The following is a 17,943-nucleotide window of genomic DNA, read 5'->3' on the forward strand; positions in this document are numbered from 1 at the left end:
GGAAAGTCAGGCCGAATAGGGGCGCAGCTGGACGATGTGGACGTGGTCGCGGTCCGCGAGCCACTCGACGTCCACCGGCGAGTCGAACGTGTAGTCGGGGGAGAAGTGCGCCTGCAGCAGGCGTCCGGCCACCGCGAGGCGCTGCAGCTGCTCGTGGGCGCGCTCGTCGAGGTCCGCTGCCGCGTCGCCCAGGGACACCGTGCGGCCGCCGCCCTCGACCGTCGAGTACAGGTACTGCATGGGCAGCGTCGAGCCGTCGACGACGTCGGTGACCTTCGGCGAGACGTTGACGTACACCGTGCGGAAGTCCGCGCGGTTCATCGGGTTCGTCGTCACCAGCACGCCGCCGAAGTCGGCCGCGACCTGCTCCTGGATCACCACGCCCATGTAGCACTCGTCGAGTGAGATCCCGGCCTGGTGGCGCAGCCGGACGCTGCGCACCGACACCAGCGACGCCCAGACTTCCTTGACACTGGCGAAGATCCGCTCGGCGGTGGTGACGTGGTTGATCGACTCGTAGATCCCGGCGGCCGAGAACCCGGCGAGGTCCTCGGCGTTCGACGAGCTGCGGACGACGAACGTGCGCACCCCGGCCAGCTGCGACACCAGCGCGGAGTCGATCTCCCCGGCCAGCGCGCCCGGCATCCGCGCCGAGCGGATCAGGCTCTGCAGCTCGACGCACAACGGCTCGATCTCCCGCGCGTCCAGTTCCAGCGCCATCTTCAGCTTGCCGATCGCCTGCTGGATCCGCGGCGACGACTCGAGGAACCGCCGTTGCAGCGAGAACGGCAGGGCGATCCCGCGCGGCACGCGGATGCGCTCGTCCAGCAGCCGGCGGGCCGCGTCGGAAAGGTCGGCCACCGAAGCGCCGGCGGGGATGCCCAGCAGCTGGGCCAGGTGCGGCAGCAGGTTCTCCCGCGGCGGCCGCGGGACCTGGTAGAAGCCCAGCAGCCGCTGCGAACCGCAGGCCAGGACGTGGTGCAGCTCGCCGAGGTTCGCCGCCTTGGTGCCGTAGCGGTAGCGGTCGGTCGCGCGCAGCCGCGCGAGGTTCACGATCGGGCTGTGGTCGGACTCGGGCTCCTCGAGCGTGACGCGCTGGGCGTACCAGGACGGCGGCGCCGCGTCGGCCGGCTCGTCGACCTCCCGCAGCGTGAGCGACCGCTCGTCCACGGTGTACTCGACCCACTTGCCGTCGAGCCCGCGGCGCTCGATCTCGGCCAGCGCGCCGAGCTGGACGGCATTCGGGATCTGCCAGCCGGTGGCCAGCACGTTGGTGTGCGACAACGGCGTCGTGTGCCGGGCGTTGACGATGCCGGACAGCCGCGGGATGTCGTCGGGCACCCGGTCCATCACGATGATGTCCGACCAGGCCAGCCCGCCTGTGGCCGTGGCGGCCCGGTACTCGGCTTCGGTCCGGAACGCGCGCAGCCGCCCGGTCGTCGTGCCGGGGTTCAGCGCCACGAACGGTGCCGTCGAGAACAGCTCGTGGGCGAAGACGCGGGGTAGCTCGGCCGCCGGGATCTCCCGGACGAGCCGTTCCTGCAGCTGGTTCGCCGGTTTGAACAGCAGCGGCAGTGCCGGGTCGACGTGCTCCGCCACGAAGGCGTGGAACTCGCGGATCAGCGCGGCCGGCATGGTGTCGACCTCGACCGTCTCCAGCGAGAGGATCTTCTTCTCCTGCCGCGTGTGCAGGGCGAGGATGCCGAGCAGGAACCGGCGGTCCGGTGCGTGGTAGAAGCGTTCGTTGTAGCCGTCGATCTCGGCGCGCACCCGGGCTTCGGGGACGCCGAGGATCTCCTCACCGATATAGATCGCGTGAAAGGAATGACGCGCGTCGTTCAGGAAGTGGATCGTCCGCAGTTCGCGATCGACCACGACCTTGACGAAGGAATAGCCGCCGAGGGTGCCGCACAGCTGGTGGAGCGCGGACAGGGAAAGCCGTTCGCCGACGAGTGCGGCGACGTTCTCGGGGGACGTGCTGGGGGCGACCACGCTGGTCAGGGACACCGGTTCTCCTCGCTGGAAATTGCGAGGGGGGACGTTAACAGGCGGTGAATCACCGACTGTGGCGCGAATGGCCCGGTGACTGGAACAAATGGCGGAACCCATGACGGCCGCCACACTCTCTCGGAGCACCGTTCCAGCGCACTGGAACGGTGCTCCCGGAATCCGGACGCCGGTTCCGCCGTTCGGGGAGGGATTTCCTGCAGGTGATCTGCGCTACAGCTTCGCGGCTTCCGCGGCCAGCTTCTCGATCGTGGAGACATCGAGTGAGGACGTCAGCCACGAACCGCCGATGCAGCCGACGTTCGGCAGCGCGAGGTACGTCGGTGCCGAGGCCACCGTGATCCCGCCCGTCGGGCAGAACTTCAGCGACGGCAACGGCCCCGCGATCGACTTCAGGTACGCGACCCCGCCGGACGCCTCGGCCGGGAAGAACTTCAACGCCGTGAGCCCGCGCTCGGCCAGCTTCATCGCCTCCGACACCGTGCTCGCGCCGGGCAGGAACGGCAGCCCGGACTCGAAGCACGCATCGACGACGGCGTCCGTGCAGCCCGGCGTCACGAGGAACTTCGCTCCCGCGTCCGCCGCCTGCTTCGCCTGGTCCGGCGAGGTGACCGTGCCGGCGCCGATCACGATGTCCGGGACCTCGGTCGCGACGCGCTCGATCGCGGCCAGCGCCGCCGGCGTGCGCAGGGTCAGCTCGATGACCCCGATCCCGCCGGCGAGCAGGGCCCGGGCCGTGGGCACCGCGTCGTCGGCGTCGTCGATCACCACGACGGGCATCACGGGGGACAGCGCGAGCAGGTCCGAACCGGTGGTCACTGACCAACCTCCTGGGTTTCCAACGAGTGCGTGGGAATGCCGAAGTGCTCCGGCGTCAAACCGCCGAACACCGAAGCGCCCTGGTCGGCGGGTCCGACGGCACGGCGCAACGCGGCGAACAGCTCTCGGCCGGTGCCGGTCCAGGATGCTTCGGACGGCGGCCCGTCCACAAGTTCACGGAGGGCGAGTTCTTCGTCACCGACGAAGACGTCGAGCGTGCCCGCGGCGGCGTCCAGCCGGACGACGTCACCGTCGGCGACGCGGGCGATCGGGCCGCCCGCCGCGGCTTCCGGCGTCACCTGGATCGCGGCCGGGATCTTGCCGGACGCGCCCGACATGCGGCCGTCGGTGAGCAGCGCCACCTGGTGCCCGCGGTCCATCAGCACACCCAGCGCCGGGGTGAGGCCGTGCAGCTCCGGCATGCCGTTGGCCTGCGGACCCTGCTGCCGGATCACCACGACGACGTCGCGGTCCAGCTCGCCGGCCTCGAACGCGGCCGTGAACGCCTCCTGCGTGGTGAACACCCGCGCCGGCGCCTGGACGATCCGGTGCTCGGGCGCCACGGCGGACACCTTGACCACGGCGCGGCCGAGGTTGCCCGCGACCATCCGCAGCCCGCCGTCCGCGGCGAACGGGCGCCACGCCGGGCGCAGCACGTCCTCGTCGAGGCTGCGGGTCGGCACGTCGCGCCAGACCAGCTCGCCGTCGGACAGGATCGGCTCGGCCCGGTAGCGGTGCAGCCCGAAGCCGGCCACGGTGTGGACGTCCTCGTGCAGCAGCCCGGCGTCGAGCAGCGTGCCGACGAGGAACTGGATGCCGCCGGCGGCGTGGAAGTGGTTGATGTCGGCGCTGCCGTTCGGGTAGACCCGCGCCAGCTGCGGCACGACGGCCGAGAGGTCGGAGAAGTCGTCCCAGGTCAGCTGGATGCCGGCGGCCGCGGCGATCGTGACCAGGTGCATCGTGTGGTTGGTCGACCCGCCCGTGGCCAGTAGCGCGACGACGCCGTTGACGAACGCCTTCTCGTCGAGGATCCGCGAGACCGGCGTGTACTCCTCGCCGCGCGAAAGCGTGACGACGCGGCGCCCGGCTTCCTCGGTCAGCGCGCGCCGCAGCGCGGACCCGGGCTGGACGAAGCTGGCGCCGGGCAGGTGCAGGCCCATCACCTCGACGACCATCTGATTGGAGTTGGCGGTGCCGTAGAACGTGCAGGTCCCGGCCGAGTGGTACGACGCCGCTTCGGCGTCGAGCAGGTCTTCGCGGGTCGCGAGGCCCTCGGCGTACAGCTGCCTGACCCGCGCCTTCTCCTTGTTCGGCAGGCCGGAGTTCATCGGCCCGGCGGGTACGAGGATCACCGGCAGGTGCCCGAAGGACAGGGCGCCGATCAGCAGGCCGGGCACGATCTTGTCGCAGACGCCCAGCAGCAGGCTCGCGTCGAACATGTCGTGCGACAGCGCGATCGCCGTCGACATCGCGATGACCTCGCGGCTGAACAGGGACAGTTCCATGCCCGCGCGGCCCTGCGTGATGCCGTCGCACATCGCGGGGACGCCGCCGGCGAACTGGGCGACACCGCCCGCGCCGCGCACGGCCTTCTTCAGCCAGGCCGGGTACTCCTGCATCGGCTGGTGTGCCGAAAGCATGTCGTTGTAGGAGGAGACGATCGCGACGCCGGGGGCGCGGGCGGCCCGCAGCGCCTCCTTGTCGGCGCCCTCCATGGCGGCGAAGCCGTGGGCGAGGTTGCTGCACGCGAGGCCGCGGCGGACCGGGCCTTCGGCGTGCGCGGCGGCCATGCGGCCGAGGTACGCGGTGCGGGTCGCCGCACTGCGCGCGGTGATCCGCGCGGTGACGCCGGCGACGGTCTCGTGCAGGGGTGTGGTGGCGGGGTTGCTCATGTCCGGCTCCGGATCACTGGTTCGTGGTGGTCCGCGGGACGGCTGCACTGGCGCCTCTGGGTCGTGACGCTGGCCACACTACCTGTCGCGAACGCCGAATCAAAATCGATTCAGAAGATCAACCCCAGTGACCCCGATCACGCCCCTACTTAGCTAATGTGCTACTTGTCACACTGCACGACGAACGGCAGAGTCGGTCCCGGCGACGCGATCGCCAACCGGCCCGGCCGGCCCCACCACACGGGAGGCATGATGTCCACCTCCGAGATCGCCGAGCTGCGGCGAACCATCGGTCAGCTCAGGCAGTGCGTCGGCGCACTGCGCTCACGCTACGGCGACGCTTCGGCCGTCCGCCGCCTCGCCAACGACGTGGAGCGCCTCGACATCGACACGGCCGACCTCGACGGCACCCCGCTCGCGGTACCGACGCAGGCGAAGGCCGCAGAGCGCGTCCAAGTTCCCGACACGCCGTACGACCCGGCGCTGTGGCACGGCGCGGACGACGAAGGCGTCGGCGGCTACAAGCGCGACCAGCGGTGAGCGCTCCGGCTGACAACGGCGTCGGCACCGGCGTCCGGTCCCCGAAACGGGCCAGGATCGCCGAACGCACCCTGCGTACCGACCGATGGTGGCTCCAGCCCCTGCTCACCGTGCTCGGGCTGGGCGCCTTCATCGTCTACGCGACGGTCCGGTCGTTCGTGCGCACCGCCTACTGGGTGCCCGACTACCACTACCTGACGCCGTTCTACTCACCCTGCCTGTCCACGTCCTGCGTCGAGGGCTCGAGCCACTTCGGCCACTGGTTCGGCGATCTGCCCGGGTTCATCCCGCTCGGCTTCGTCGTGCTGCCGTTCCTGCTCGGGTTCCGCCTGACCTGCTACTACTACCGCAAGGCCTACTACCGGGCGGTGTGGTTCTCCCCGCCGGCGTGCGCCGTCGCGGAGCCGAAGGCGAAGTACACCGGCGAGACGCGGCTGCCGCTGATCATCCAGAACGTCCACCGCTACTTCTTCTACGTGGCGCTGGTGGTGTCGCTGGTCAACACCTACGACGCGATCATGGCGTTCCACGGGAAGACCGGCGGCTTCGGCTTCGGGCTGGGCAACGTCGTCCTGCTCGCCAACGTCGTCCTGCTCTGGGCGTACACCCTGTCCTGCCACTCGTGCCGGCACGTGACCGGTGGCCGGCTGAAGCACTTCTCCAAGCATCCGGTGCGGTACTGGATCTGGACGCAGGTGACGAAACTCAACACCCGCCACATGGCGCTGGCCTGGACGACGCTCGGCACGCTGGTGCTGACCGACTTCTACGTCATGCTCGTGGCCAGCGGGGCCATCGCGGACCTGAGATTCGTGAACTGACACCCGTCCTTCCCGACAAGACCGTCCCCATTTTCCGAGGTGGAATCCCTACATGACCGAGGTCGAACGGCACAGCTACGACGTGGTGGTGATCGGTGCCGGTGGTGCCGGTCTGCGCGCGGTGATCGAAGCGCGCGAACGCGGTTACCGCGTCGCGGTCGTGTGCAAGTCCCTGTTCGGCAAGGCGCACACGGTGATGGCCGAAGGTGGCTGCGCCGCGTCGATGGGCAACGCGAACTCGAACGACAACTGGCAGGTCCACTTCCGCGACACCATGCGCGGCGGGAAGTTCCTCAACAACTGGCGGATGGCCGAGCTGCACGCCCAGGAGGCGCCGGACCGCGTCTGGGAGCTCGAGACCTACGGCGCCCTGTTCGACCGCACCGCGGACGGCCGGATCAGCCAGCGCAACTTCGGCGGGCACACGTACCCGCGGCTGGCGCACGTCGGTGACCGGACCGGGCTCGAGCTGATCCGCACGATGCAGCAGAAGATCGTTTCGCTGCAGCAGGAGGACTTCGCCGAGACCGGGGACTACGAGGCGAAGATCAAGGTCTTCGCCGAGTGCACGGTCACCGAGCTGCTCACCAGCGACGGCGCCATCGCCGGCGCGTTCGGCTACTGGCGCGAGAGCGGCCGGTTCATCCTCTTCGACGCGCCGGCGGTCGTGCTCGCGACCGGCGGCATCGGCAAGTCGTTCAAGGTGACGTCGAACTCGTGGGAGTACACCGGCGACGGCCACGCGCTGGCGCTGCGGGCGGGCGCGAAGCTGATCAACATGGAGTTCGTCCAGTTCCACCCGACCGGGATGGTCTGGCCGCCGAGCGTCAAGGGCATCCTCGTCACCGAGGGCGTGCGCGGTGACGGCGGCGTGCTCAAGAACTCCGAGGGCAAGCGGTTCATGTTCGAGTACGTGCCCGAGGTGTTCAAGGGCCAGTACGCGGAGAGCGAAGAAGAAGCCGACCGCTGGTACGCCGACGCGGACAACAACCGGCGCACGCCGGACCTGCTGCCGCGCGACGAGGTGGCCCGGGCGATCAACTCCGAGGTCAAGGAGGGACGCGGCTCCCCGCACGGCGGCGTGTTCCTCGACATCGCCAGCCGGCTGCCGACCGAGGAGATCAAGAAGCGGCTGCCGTCGATGTACCACCAGTTCAAGGAGCTGGCGGACGTCGACATCACGGCGGAGGCGATGGAGGTCGGCCCGACCTGCCACTACGTGATGGGCGGCATCGAGGTCGACCCGGACACGGCCGCGTCGAGCGTGCCCGGGCTGTTCGCCGCGGGCGAGTGCTCGGGCGGCATGCACGGCTCCAACCGGCTCGGCGGCAACTCGCTGTCGGACCTGCTGGTGTTCGGCCGCCGCGCCGGGCTCGGCGCCGCCGAGTACGTGCTGGGGCTGACCGACCGGCCCGCGGTCGCGCAGTCCGATGTGGACGCCGCGGCGCAGATGGCGCTCGCGCCGTTCGACCCGCCGGCGGGCGCGTCGGCCGAGAACCCGTACACCCTGCACACCGAGCTGCAGCAGTCGATGAACGACCTGGTCGGCATCATCCGCAAGGCCGGCGAGATCGAGCAGGCGCTGGTGAAGCTGGCCGAGCTGCGGCACCGGATCCTGCACGTCACCGTCGAGGGGCACCGGCAGTTCAACCCCGGCTGGCACCTCGCGATCGACCTGCGCAACATGCTGATGGTCAGCGAGTGCGTCGCGAAGGCGGCCCTGACCCGGACGGAGAGCCGCGGCGGGCACACCCGCGACGACCACCCGGGCATGGATCCCGAGTGGCGGCACAAGCTTCTCGTGTGCGCGTCGTCGCCGGGGGAGAACCCGGTGGTGCCGGACGTCGGCGTCACGGTCAAGGAGCAGGTGCCGCTGCGCCAGGACCTGCTGGAGCTGTTCGAGTTCGGCGAGCTCGGGAAGTACTACACCGACGGAGAACTCGAAACGCACCCCGGTGGGAGCAAACCATGAGTTATAAAGCGAGTTTCCGGGTCTGGCGCGGCGACGACACGGGCGGCGCGCTGCAGGACTTCACGGTGGAGGTGAACGAGGGTGAGGTCGTCCTCGACATCATCCACCGGCTGCAGGCCACGCAGGCGTCGGACCTCGCGGTGCGCTGGAACTGCAAGGCGGGCAAGTGCGGTTCGTGCTCGGCGGAGATCAACGGCAAGCCGCGGCTGCTGTGCATGACGCGGATGTCGACGTTCACCGAGGACGAGGTCGTCACGGTGACGCCGATGCGGACGTTCCCGGTGATCCGCGACCTGGTCACCGACGTGTCGTTCAACTACACGAAGGCGCGGGAGATCCCGTCGTTCACCCCGCCCGCCGACCTCAAGCCGGGTGACTACCGGATGCAGCAGGTGGACGTCGAGCGCTCGCAGGAGTTCCGCAAGTGCATCGAGTGCTTCCTGTGCCAGAACACCTGTCACGTCGTGCGCGACCACGAGGAGAACAAGGAGTCCTTCGCGGGGCCGCGGTACCTGATGCGGATCGCCGAGCTGGAGATGCACCCGCTCGACGTCGCCGACCGGCGTGACGCGGCCCAGGAGGAGCACGGCCTCGGCCTCTGCAACATCACCAAGTGCTGCAGCGAGGTCTGCCCGGAGGGCATCCACATCACCGACAACGCGCTCATCCCGATGAAGGAGCGCGTGGCGGACCGCAAGTACGACCCGATCGTCTGGCTGGGCAACAAGCTCTTCCGCCGGGACAAGTGACGCTTTCTCGTTCGACGCTCGCGAACCGTCTGCTGGCCGCTCTTCCGGCGGCCGAAGCCGGTTCGCGAGCGTCTTTGCGTGGGTCGCTGGCCCACGGGACGGCGGACGCCTACAGCGACATCGACGTCGAGTGGCTGGTGCCGGCCACCGCGTTCCCTTCGTGTCTCGACGTGGTGCCGGTACTGGCGGCGGTCCAGCCCGTCGCTTCGGTGCGGTTCTCGCCCGACTTCCTGCACTCGCCGGTGCAGCGCCTCGTCTTCGTCCGGTTCGCCGGCGTGCCGCTGTTCTGGCGGCTCGACCTCGACGTCCGGACGGCGGCGGCCGACGACGTTCCCGCGCCGGCCGCGGACGACGAGTGGTCCCGGCCGGAAAGCGCGCTGGCCAACGCGCTCGGCGCGGTGAAGGCTGTCGCGCGCGGCCGGTTCGACGACGCGCGGGGCCTGCTCGACCGCGGGTTCGCCCGGATCGGCTCGGCCGACCGGGCCACCGGTGACTGGGCCGCCGACGTCGCCCGGCTGGCGCGGGCCTGCGAGCGGCGGGAGCCGGGCCTGGCGGGGTTCGCGGCGGAGATCGTCGCGTCGGCGTGACAGGCTGAGGCCATGGAGATCGCACTGCTGCCGCCGGCCGCGGCGGAGGACCGGCCGCTGATCGACCGGATCACCGCGCTGGTCAACCAGCTCTACGCCGAGTCCGAGAAGGGGCTGTGGCGGGGGAGCACCGACCGGACGTCCGCCGGCGAGGTGGCCGGGTTCGTGCGCGCCGGGGAGATCGCCGTCGCGCGGGTCGAGGGCGACCTCGCCGGTTCGGTGCGACTCCGGCGGCTCGACGACCACACCGGCGAGTTCGGGATGCTCGCCGCCGATCCGGCCCGGCGGGGCGCCGGCGTCGGCCGGGAGCTGGTGCGGTTCGCAGAGCAGGCGAGCCGGGACGCGGGCTGCCGGGAGATGCAGCTGGAGCTGCTCGTGCCGCGCGAGTGGACGCACCCGTCGAAGCAGTTCCTCGCCGAGTGGTACGACCGGCTCGGTTACCGCGTGACCCACCGCGCCGACCTCGCCGAGGACTACCCGCACCTCGCGCCGTCGCTGGCCACGCCGTGCGACTTTCTCATTTACCGCAAGGAACTGGCGTGACGCTGCTCGCCGGCGCGCGGGTGCTCGACCCCGAGACCGGCGAGACGACCCGCGCGGACGTCCGGCTCGACGGCGACCGGATCACCGAGGTCGGCCCCGGGCTCGACGGTGCCGGGCGCGTCGACTGCGCGGGTGGCCTGCTGATCCCCGGGCTCATCGACTGCCACGCGCACGTCGCGTTCCCACGGCCGGAGCCGTTGCCGCGCAGCGCCCGGGTGCTCGAAGCCGTGCCGGTGCTGCGGAAGCTGCTCGCGTGCGGGATCACCACCGTCCGCGACGCCTGGGGTGCCGACGCCGGCCTCAGGCACGCCTTGCGCGAAGGCTGGATCACCGGGCCGGACCTGCTGGTCAGCCTGCGCCAGCTCGGCCCGACCGGCGGCCTCGGGGACAGCTGGGAGCCGCCCGCCGGCGCCGTCGACCGCTTCGGTGACCCGTCGCTGCCGGACCCGCTGTTCGACGGGCCGGACGCGGCGCGCGCGGCAGTCCGCCGGATGGTGCGCGCCGGGGCGGACTGGATCAAGGTGGGGGCGAGCGGGGCGATGCGGGCGGTCCGCGCGGGCGTGGACGTCCGCCCGACCGACGAGGAGCTCGTCGCGCTGGTCGACGAGGCCCGCCGGTGCGGGCGGGACGCCATGGCCCACGCGCACACGTCCGCCGCCGTGGTCTCGGCGGCCCGCGCGGGGGTGCGGAGCGTCGAGCACGGCACCTTCCTGGACGACGAAGCCGTTGCGGCGCTGGGGAACGCCTGGTTCGTGCCGACGCTGGCGCCGATCGACGACAGCGAGTTCGCCGCGGACCACCGGCGGTCGGTGCGCCTCGCCGCCGAGGCGGGTGTCCGGATCGCCGCGGGCTCGGACCTCGCCCCACGCCCCCATGTCGACTTGACGACCGAGCTGCGGTTGCTGGCCGCGGTCCTCGGCGACGCGGCGGCCCTGAAGGCGGCCACCAGCGAAGCGGCGAGGCTGTTGCGCCTCGACGACGACCGCGGCCGCGTCGAGCCGGGCCTGCGGGCCGACCTGGTGCTGCTCGACGGCACTGACCTCGACGTGACCGACCTGCCGGGTCGGGTCCGGGCGGTCTGGCACGACGGAAAGGCCGTCAGCACAAGGGAATGACGGGGAGGGGGCGTGGGCGGGGGTGCGTTCAGTCCGTCATGAGTTCGAACTCCTCGGTCAGGCGGATCAGGAAATCGCGCGAGTCCCGTTCGGACAACGCCACTTGCTCCAGGCGGGTGCGCAGGACGTAGAAGGCCTCGACCGCGACCCGGTCGTCGACGAACAGCCCCGCGGCGAAGGTTTCCTCGTAGGCCACGGCGGGGTGTTCGGCGAACTCCATGATCGTGAACCGGCTGCCGACCAGGTGGTAGGGCGGCGCCGAGGCGGGCACGACGCGGATGGTGCAGTGGGGCAGGTTGGTGGCGAGCACGAGGGACTGCAGCTGTTCGTGCATCAGCGCCGGATCGCGCACGATCGAGCGCAGGGTGTGTTCGTAGACGAAGTACAGGCAGTCCGGCGGGTTCGTCCGCTGCAGCAGCCGTTGCCGGTCCATTCTCGCCTGGATCAGGAGCTGGAGCCGGTCCGTGGTGTACCGGCCGGACATCTCGTAGAGGGTGCGGACGTAGTCCTCGGTCTGGAGCATGCCGGGCAGGGCCGTCGGGCTGTTCGAGATCACCCGGGTCGCCAGGTTCTCCTGGACGATGAGGGACTTCGCGGGATCGACGAGCGCGCTGAAGTACGGCCGCACCCAGTAGAGGTCGCTCGGGGGTTTTGTCAGTTCCAGCAACCTGTTCCGTTCCGGGGCCTTGGTTCCGCAGTTGGCCAGGTAGATCGCCGCGTCGATCGGGGAGATGCGGCGGCCGTTCTCCCAGCCGGACACCTTCGACGCAGACCAGTCCGCGCGCCGGGCCAGCTCGCGCAGCGACATCTGCTTCGCTTCGCGCTGGGTCTTCAACTCGATGCCCATCTCCCGTGTGCGCACCGTGCTCTTTTCGGTCATGCTCGCACGCTAAAGGCAACCACCGACAAAATGCCGCGTGCCGCGCGAGGATTCACCGGAAGGGATGTGGGGTGTTCTGCCTGTGTGACAACGGGTTTAGCCCGCGAAGCGCTGCGAAGCAGCTTCGCATAATGAAGCGCGCTTCGCACGTTAGTAAGCCAAAATGGCCGTATGACGTTCATTTCCGGAATCGAACTCGCGCGCCGCTTCTACGGCGGCGTAGTGCGTCCGCTGCTCGCCGGGGAGCAGCACACCGCCGCGTTGCTCGGCCCCGGTTCCGAGGTCCTCGGCTTCGACACGGAACGCTCGGCCGACCACGACTGGACCGCGCGCGTCCAGCTGTTCCTGCCGCGCGTCCGCGAGGTCCGGGTGCCGGAGACGTTCCTCGGTCACCCGGCGAAGCTGATCGTCGCGACGCTCGACGACTGGCCGCGCGGCGTGCTCGGCTTCGACCCGCGCCGGCCGCAGCGGCGTGACTGGCTCGCCACCCCGACGCAGGTCTTCGCGGAGTTCACCGGCGGCGCGGTGTTCCACGACGATCTCGGGCTGGAAGTGCTGCGGCGCAACGTCGCCTGGTACCCGGACGACGTCTGGCGGTACGTCCTCGCGTGCCAGTGGCGGCGGATCGAGCAGGAGGAGCCGTTCGCCGGGCGGTGCGGGGAGGTCGGGGACGAGCTGGGCTCGGCCGTCGTCGCGGCGCGGCTCGTGCGGGACCTGATGCGGCTGTGCCTGCTGATGGCGCGCCGGTACCCGCCGTACAGCAAGTGGCTCGGCAGCGCCTTCGCGCGGCTGCCGATCGCCGGGGCGCTCACGCCGTCGTTGACCGCGGCCCTCGCCTCGACGGACTGGCGGGAGCGCGAACGGCACCTCGTGACGGCCGGCGAGACCGTCGCCGAGGCGCACAACGCCCTCGGGCTCACCGAGCCGCTGGAGCCGCGGGCGAGCGCGTTCCACGACCGGCCGTTCCGGGTGATCCACGCCGAGCGGTTCGCCGCGGCGCTGTACGCCGGGACGGCGTCACCCGTCGGGGCGATCGACCAGTTCGTCGACAGCACCGACGCGCTCGGCGACCGCGCGTTCACGCGCCGGGTGGTTGACTGCCCGGATGGCTGAGACGAAACCGCGTGACCTGGCGGTGCTGCTGCTGACGCTGACCGTCGTGACCGGGGTGGTCGACGCGGTCAGCTTCCTCGGGCTGGGCCGCGTGTTCGTGGCGAACATGACCGGCAACGTCGTGTTCCTCGGGTTCGCGGCGGCGGGCGAGACGACGTTGTCGGTGGTGGCGTCGCTGACGGCGGTCGCGGCGTTCCTGGCGGGCGCCCTCGCCGGCGGCCGGCTGGCGCGCGTCGAGGAGGACCACGGCGCGCTGCGGAAGGCGACCGCGGTCCAGGCGCTGCTGGTTGCGGTGGCGGTCGTGCTGTCGGCGACGCTGGGCAGCGGCACGCGGCTGGGCAGCGAGCTGCTGATCGTGGTGCTGGGCGTGGCGATGGGCCTGCAGAACGCGGCGGTCCGCCGCATCGGCGCCCCCGACCTGACGACCACGGTGCTGACGATGACGCTGACGGGCTTCGCGGCGGACTCCAAGGCCGCGGGCGGCGAAGGTGCGCACCCGCTGCGGAAGGTGGTCGCCGTGGCGGCGATGCTGGCGGGCGCCTTCGCGGGCGGGATGCTGCAGCTGCACGTCGCGATGTGGGCGGCGCTGACGCTGGCCCTGGTGCTGGTGGTCGCGGTGCTGACGGCGCTGCAGCTCGACCGGCCGCGTAACAGGACCACCGCCGACCGGTGACGAACCGCCTTGCCGGGCGGCGAAGGCGGGTGCGCTCGCGGTCCACGCACCGCGAGACCGCGGCCGGTCAGCCGAGGGCGCGGCCGCCGTCGACCCGGAGGCGCTGGCCCGTGATGAAGCCCGCGTCCTTCGAGGCGAAGAAGCTCACCGCCGCCGCCACGTCCTCCGGCTTGCCCAGGCGGCCCACCGGGACCGAGGCGCGGTAGGCCTCACGCTCGGCTTCCGGGACGTTCGCGTGCCGTTCCACCGGGACGAAGCCCGGGGCCACCGTGTTGACCGTGATGCCGTCCGGTGCGAGTTCGCGGGCCCACGCGCGGGCCAGGCCGACCTGGGCCGCCTTCGCCGTCGCGTACGCCGAGCGGCCGACCGGTGCCTTGTCCGCCTGCTCCGAATCGATGTGCACGATCCGGCCGTGGCCGCGGGAGCGCATCCCGGGCAGCACCGCGTGGCCGAGCAGCACCGGCGAGCGCACGAAGAAGTCCAGCTCGGCCAGGTGATCCGGCCAGTCCACTTCGGACACCAGGCCGTCCGGCTGCGGGCCGGTCGCGTTGAGGACCAGGACCTCGATCGGGCCCAGCAGCGCCGTCACCGCGTCGATCAGCTCGCCGACCTGACGCCGGTCGGTGACGTCTGCGGCGAACGCGGCGGCCTTGCCGCCCGCGGCGAGGACGTCCTCGGCGGCGGTCTCCAGGCCGGGGTCGTCGTGCGGCGCGTTCACCGCCACCGCGAACCCGTCGCGGGCCAGGCGCCGCGCGATCACCCGGCCGAGGCCACGGGAACTTCCGGTCACCAGTGCGACACCCATGCGTCCGACGCTAGGGGTGACCCCCGAGTACGACAACCCTCGATGGGGTGGACGAAAGAAGCGGGCAGGCGCGGAGTTCCGCACCTGCCCGCTTCCGGTGATCCGACGTCAGAGCGAGCGGCCGGTGTTGAAGTCGGTCGCCGTCACGACGGACGGCGGTCCCTCCAGCGGCTTCGCGCCCCGCGGGGCCTTCTTCCGGCGCGACAGCTTCCGCTCCAGCCACGAGGCGAACCACGAGAGGAGCAGGTTGAGCGCGATGAAGATGAGCGCGATGACGATCAGCGTCGGGATCGTGTTGTTGAAGTTGCCGGTGATCGGTCCGGAGCCGCGGATCAGCTCGTCGTAGCCGATCGTCAGCTGGCCGGCCAGCGCCGTGTCCTTGAGGATGACCACCAGCTGGCTGACCAGCGCCGGGAGCATCAGCGTGACGGCCTGGGGGAGCAGGACGCTGACCATCGTCTGGGTCTTGCGCAGGCCCAGCGCCGACGACGCCTCCGTCTGCCCCTTCGGCAGCGACAGGATGCCGGCCCGGAACACCTCCGCCATCACCGAGCCGTTGTAGAGCACCAGGCCGGTGACCGCGGCGAACAGCGGGCGGGTGTCCGGGCTGATGTCGGTGTAGTAGGCGTACAGCGACGCCCCGAACACCATCAGCAGCAGCACCGGGATGGCCCGGAAGAACTCGACCACGGCGCCGACCGGGATCCGCACCCACTTGTGCTCGGACAGCCGGCCGATGCCCAGCAGGGCGCCGATCGGCAGCGCGATCACGATCGACAGCCCGGCCGCTTCGAGGGTCTTCACCAGGCCCGGCAGCAGGAACTGGGTCCAGGTGGACCCTTCGACGAACGGCTTCCAGAGGGCGCCCGCCCACTGGCCCTTCTGGGCGAAGCGGTCGTAGACGAAGTACGCCACGGCCAGCAGGATCAGCACGAACAGCACCGAGTAGAGCCAGTTGCGGGTGCGGGCCTTCGGGCCGGGGGCGTCGTAGAGAACGGCCTGCGTGCTCATCGCTTGACCTCGGCTTTCTTGGCGACCCAGCCGAGCAGCAGGCCGAGTGGCAGTACCAGCGCGACGAACACCAGTGCGAACAGGATGAAGACGTAGAACAGGGAGTCGGACTCGTTCTCCACCATCGTCGACATCAGCAGCGACGCCTCCGCGACGCCGATCACCGAGGCGACCGTGGTGTTCTTCAGCAGCGCGATCAGGACGTTCGCCAGCGGCGCGATGACCGCGCGGAACGCCTGGGGCAGCACGATCAGGCCCAGCACCTGCACGAAGTTGAGCCCGAGGGCCCGTGCCGCCTCGGCCTGGCCGACCGGGACGGTGTTGATGCCCGAGCGCAGCGATTCGCACACGAAGGTCGCGGTGTAGACGATGAAGCCCAGCACAGCCAGCCGGAACGCGTTGTCGGCCAGCGAGGTGGGCGAGTCGGACGCAGCCAGGTTGATGCCGAGGGTGGACGAAAGACCCAGCGAGGTGAAGATGATGATCACCGTCAGCGGGGTGTTCCGGAAGATGTTGACGTACACCGTGGCGAACCCGCGCATGATCGGCACCGGGCTGACCCGCATGCCCACCAGGATCGTGCCCCAGATCAGCGCGCCGATCGCCGAGAAGAACGTCAGCTGGATCGTCGTCCAGAACGCGTCGACGAGGTTGTAGTCAGGATTGTTGAGGAAATCGAACACTGTTGTCCAACCTGGCCTCGGAACGGGAACGGTGCGCCGCGGCTCGCGGCGCACCGTTCAACTTCGGATGCGGGTCAGGGCGCGATCGCCGGCACGGCCGGGATCTTGTAGCCCGACGGGCCGACGTTGGCCTGCAGGGACTTCTCCCAGGACCCGTCCTGCTCCATGGCCTGGATCGCCTTGTTGACGGCGGCCTTGCCGTCGGCGTCGTCCTTCTTCAGGCCGACGCCGTAGTTCTCGTCGGTGAAGCCCTTGCCGACCAGCTTCAGCTTGCCGGGCTGCTGCGCGGCGTAGCCGGCGAGGATGACGTCGTCGGTGGTCATCGCGTCGACGCTGCCGTTCAGGAGCGAGGTCACGCAGTCGGTGTACTTGCCCACCTCCTGCAGCTGCACCTCCTTGGCGTACTTCGTCTTCACGTTCTGGGCCGGGGTCGAGCCCTTGACCGAGCAGAGCTTCTTGTTGCCGGTCAGCGAGTCGGGGCCGGTGATGTCGGTGTTGTCCGTCCGCACCAGCAGGTCCTGGTGCGCGATGAAGTACGGGCCGCCGAAGGAGACGTCGTTCTTGCGCTTGTCGGTGATCGAGTAGGTGGCGACGATGAAGTCGACCTCACCCTTCTTGATCAGGTCCTCGCGCTGCGCGGACTGCGCTTCCTTCCAGGTGATCCCCGACTCTTCCACGCCGAGCTGCTTCGCGATGTACTTCGCGACGTCGACGTCGAAGCCGGCGTAGGAGCCGTCCGGCTTCTTCAGGCCGAGGCCCGGCTGGTCGAACTTGATGCCGATGGTCAGCTTCTTGTTGTCCTTGGCCCGCTGGACCAGGTTCTTGTCGCCGCTCGCGCCGCTGCTGCCGGACCCGCCGCCGCAGGCCGTCAGGGCCAGACCGGCGGCCATGACGACCGCACCCGTCTGCAGAACTCGACTCAACCGCATCGTCTCTCAGGTTTCCTTCCGAATCTCGTCCGGCGATGGCCGGAGGAAAAGTGCTCAGTGGGGTTTGTCAGTGGGTCAGGATCTTGCCGAGGAAGTCCTTCGCGCGCTCGCTCTTGGGCGCGGTGAAGAACTCCTCCGGCGTCGTGTCCTCGACGATTTCGCCGTCGGCCATGAAGATCACCCGATCGGCTGCCCGGCGGGCGAAGCCCATCTCGTGGGTGACGACCAGCATGGTCATGCCGTCCTTGGCCAGGCCCGTCATGACGTCCAGGACCTCCTGGACCATCTCCGGGTCCAGGGCCGAGGTCGGCTCGTCGAACAGCATGACCTTCGGCCGCATCGCCAGCGCCCGCGCGATGGCGACGCGCTGCTGCTGGCCACCCGAGAGCTGCGCCGGGTACTTGTCCGCCTGGTTGGCGATCCCGACGCGCTCCAGCAGCTCCATCGCCGTCTTGCGGGCTTCGTCCTTCGAGGCCTTGCGGACCTTCGTCGGCGCCAGCATCACGTTCTCGACGATGGTCTTGTGCGCGAACAGGTTGAACGACTGGAACACCATGCCGACGTCGGCGCGCAGGGCGGCCAGCGCCTTGCCCTCCGCCGGCAGCGGCGTGCCGTCGACGGCGATCTCGCCCGAGTTGATGGGCTCGAGCCGGTTGATGGCCCGGCAGAGCGTCGACTTGCCGGACCCCGAGGGGCCCAGCACCACCACGACCTGGCCGCGAGGCACCTCGAGCGTGATCTCCCTGAGCACGTGCAGGTCGCCGAAGTACTTGTTCACGGCGGACGCCTTGATCATCGGCGCCG

General features: G+C 70.3%; 18 protein-coding genes. 9 read left to right on the forward strand and 9 right to left on the reverse strand.

Annotated features, from left to right (window positions below; genetic code table 11):
• Window positions 1–6 precede the first annotated feature (6 nt).
• From OG439_RS00945 to edd, 3 genes are all read right to left on the reverse strand, one after another.
• A complete protein-coding gene (locus OG439_RS00945; protein WP_326947446.1) occupies window positions 7–2,007 on the reverse strand; it encodes a PEP/pyruvate-binding domain-containing protein in 2,001 nt (666 codons plus the stop codon).
• A gap of 213 nt (window positions 2,008–2,220) precedes the next feature.
• A complete protein-coding gene (eda, locus tag OG439_RS00950; protein WP_326947448.1) occupies window positions 2,221–2,826 on the reverse strand; it encodes a bifunctional 4-hydroxy-2-oxoglutarate aldolase/2-dehydro-3-deoxy-phosphogluconate aldolase in 606 nt (201 codons plus the stop codon).
• Entirely contained in the window at window positions 2,823–4,718 is a 1,896-nt protein-coding gene (gene edd, locus OG439_RS00955; protein WP_326947450.1) for a phosphogluconate dehydratase, read from the reverse strand. Before edd ends, eda begins: the two co-directional genes overlap by 4 nt.
• A gap of 252 nt (window positions 4,719–4,970) precedes the next feature.
• Between edd and OG439_RS00960 the strand changes: the two genes are divergently transcribed.
• From OG439_RS00960 to OG439_RS00990, 7 genes are read left to right on the forward strand one after another with little or no spacing between them, the layout of a single operon-like run.
• Window positions 4,971–5,258, forward strand: a complete 288-nt coding sequence (locus tag OG439_RS00960) for a hypothetical protein (RefSeq protein WP_247063001.1) — start codon at window positions 4,971–4,973, stop codon at window positions 5,256–5,258.
• Complete coding sequence (locus OG439_RS00965) at window positions 5,255–6,079, forward strand: hypothetical protein (protein WP_247063003.1); 825 nt, start codon at window positions 5,255–5,257, stop codon at window positions 6,077–6,079. Before OG439_RS00960 ends, OG439_RS00965 begins: the two co-directional genes overlap by 4 nt.
• Before the next feature lie 52 nt (window positions 6,080–6,131).
• Complete coding sequence (locus tag OG439_RS00970) at window positions 6,132–8,051, forward strand: fumarate reductase/succinate dehydrogenase flavoprotein subunit (RefSeq protein WP_326947451.1); 1,920 nt, start codon at window positions 6,132–6,134, stop codon at window positions 8,049–8,051.
• Window positions 8,048–8,800 carry a succinate dehydrogenase/fumarate reductase iron-sulfur subunit gene (locus OG439_RS00975; RefSeq protein WP_247063007.1) on the forward strand — a complete coding sequence of 251 codons (753 nt, stop codon included), beginning with the start codon at window positions 8,048–8,050 and terminating at the stop codon, window positions 8,798–8,800. The genes OG439_RS00970 and OG439_RS00975 overlap by 4 nt, the downstream gene beginning before the upstream one ends.
• Entirely contained in the window at window positions 8,797–9,387 is a 591-nt protein-coding gene (locus OG439_RS00980; protein ID WP_326947452.1) for a hypothetical protein, read from the forward strand. Before OG439_RS00975 ends, OG439_RS00980 begins: the two co-directional genes overlap by 4 nt.
• A gap of 12 nt (window positions 9,388–9,399) precedes the next feature.
• Window positions 9,400–9,930 (forward strand): GNAT family N-acetyltransferase, encoded by a 531-nt coding sequence (locus OG439_RS00985; protein ID WP_326947453.1) that lies wholly within the window; start codon window positions 9,400–9,402, stop codon window positions 9,928–9,930.
• Window positions 9,927–11,045: an amidohydrolase family protein gene (locus OG439_RS00990; protein WP_326947454.1), complete on the forward strand. Its 1,119-nt coding sequence runs from the start codon at window positions 9,927–9,929 to the stop codon at window positions 11,043–11,045. The genes OG439_RS00985 and OG439_RS00990 overlap by 4 nt, the downstream gene beginning before the upstream one ends.
• Before the next feature lie 28 nt (window positions 11,046–11,073).
• Here OG439_RS00990 and OG439_RS00995 read toward each other — a convergent pair whose 3' ends face one another.
• Window positions 11,074–11,925, reverse strand: a complete 852-nt coding sequence (locus OG439_RS00995; protein ID WP_326947455.1) for a helix-turn-helix domain-containing protein — start codon at window positions 11,923–11,925, stop codon at window positions 11,074–11,076.
• A 171-nt stretch (window positions 11,926–12,096) separates the two neighbouring features.
• On the opposite strand from OG439_RS00995, the gene OG439_RS01000 reads away from it, so the two are divergent.
• Together OG439_RS01000 and OG439_RS01005 are read left to right on the forward strand one after the other, a co-directional pair.
• Window positions 12,097–13,038, forward strand: coding sequence for a DUF4037 domain-containing protein (locus OG439_RS01000; RefSeq protein ID WP_326947456.1), 942 nt, complete (start codon window positions 12,097–12,099; stop codon window positions 13,036–13,038).
• Window positions 13,031–13,711 carry a YoaK family protein gene (locus tag OG439_RS01005; RefSeq protein WP_326947457.1) on the forward strand — a complete coding sequence of 227 codons (681 nt, stop codon included), beginning with the start codon at window positions 13,031–13,033 and terminating at the stop codon, window positions 13,709–13,711. The genes OG439_RS01000 and OG439_RS01005 overlap by 8 nt, the downstream gene beginning before the upstream one ends.
• A gap of 67 nt (window positions 13,712–13,778) precedes the next feature.
• Here OG439_RS01005 and OG439_RS01010 read toward each other — a convergent pair whose 3' ends face one another.
• From OG439_RS01010 to OG439_RS01030, 5 genes are all read right to left on the reverse strand, one after another.
• Window positions 13,779–14,516 (reverse strand): SDR family NAD(P)-dependent oxidoreductase, encoded by a 738-nt coding sequence (locus OG439_RS01010; RefSeq protein WP_326947458.1) that lies wholly within the window; start codon window positions 14,514–14,516, stop codon window positions 13,779–13,781.
• 108 nt (window positions 14,517–14,624) lie between these two features.
• The gene (locus tag OG439_RS01015; RefSeq protein ID WP_326947459.1) at window positions 14,625–15,527 is read right to left on the reverse strand and encodes an amino acid ABC transporter permease; all 903 of its coding nucleotides are present in this window, start codon (window positions 15,525–15,527) and stop codon (window positions 14,625–14,627) included.
• Window positions 15,524–16,210 carry an amino acid ABC transporter permease gene (locus OG439_RS01020; RefSeq protein WP_247063020.1) on the reverse strand — a complete coding sequence of 229 codons (687 nt, stop codon included), beginning with the start codon at window positions 16,208–16,210 and terminating at the stop codon, window positions 15,524–15,526. The genes OG439_RS01015 and OG439_RS01020 overlap by 4 nt, the downstream gene beginning before the upstream one ends.
• A gap of 74 nt (window positions 16,211–16,284) precedes the next feature.
• On the reverse strand, window positions 16,285–17,139 hold the full coding sequence (locus OG439_RS01025) for a glutamate ABC transporter substrate-binding protein (protein WP_326947460.1): 855 nt from the start codon (window positions 17,137–17,139) through the stop codon (window positions 16,285–16,287).
• A 67-nt stretch (window positions 17,140–17,206) separates the two neighbouring features.
• Complete coding sequence (locus OG439_RS01030; protein ID WP_247064103.1) at window positions 17,207–17,935, reverse strand: amino acid ABC transporter ATP-binding protein; 729 nt, start codon at window positions 17,933–17,935, stop codon at window positions 17,207–17,209.
• Window positions 17,936–17,943: the final 8 nt, after the last annotated feature.

The sequence above is a fragment of the Amycolatopsis sp. NBC_01307 genome, assembly GCF_035975215.1.
In the GTDB taxonomy this organism is placed as follows: domain Bacteria; phylum Actinomycetota; class Actinomycetes; order Mycobacteriales; family Pseudonocardiaceae; genus Amycolatopsis.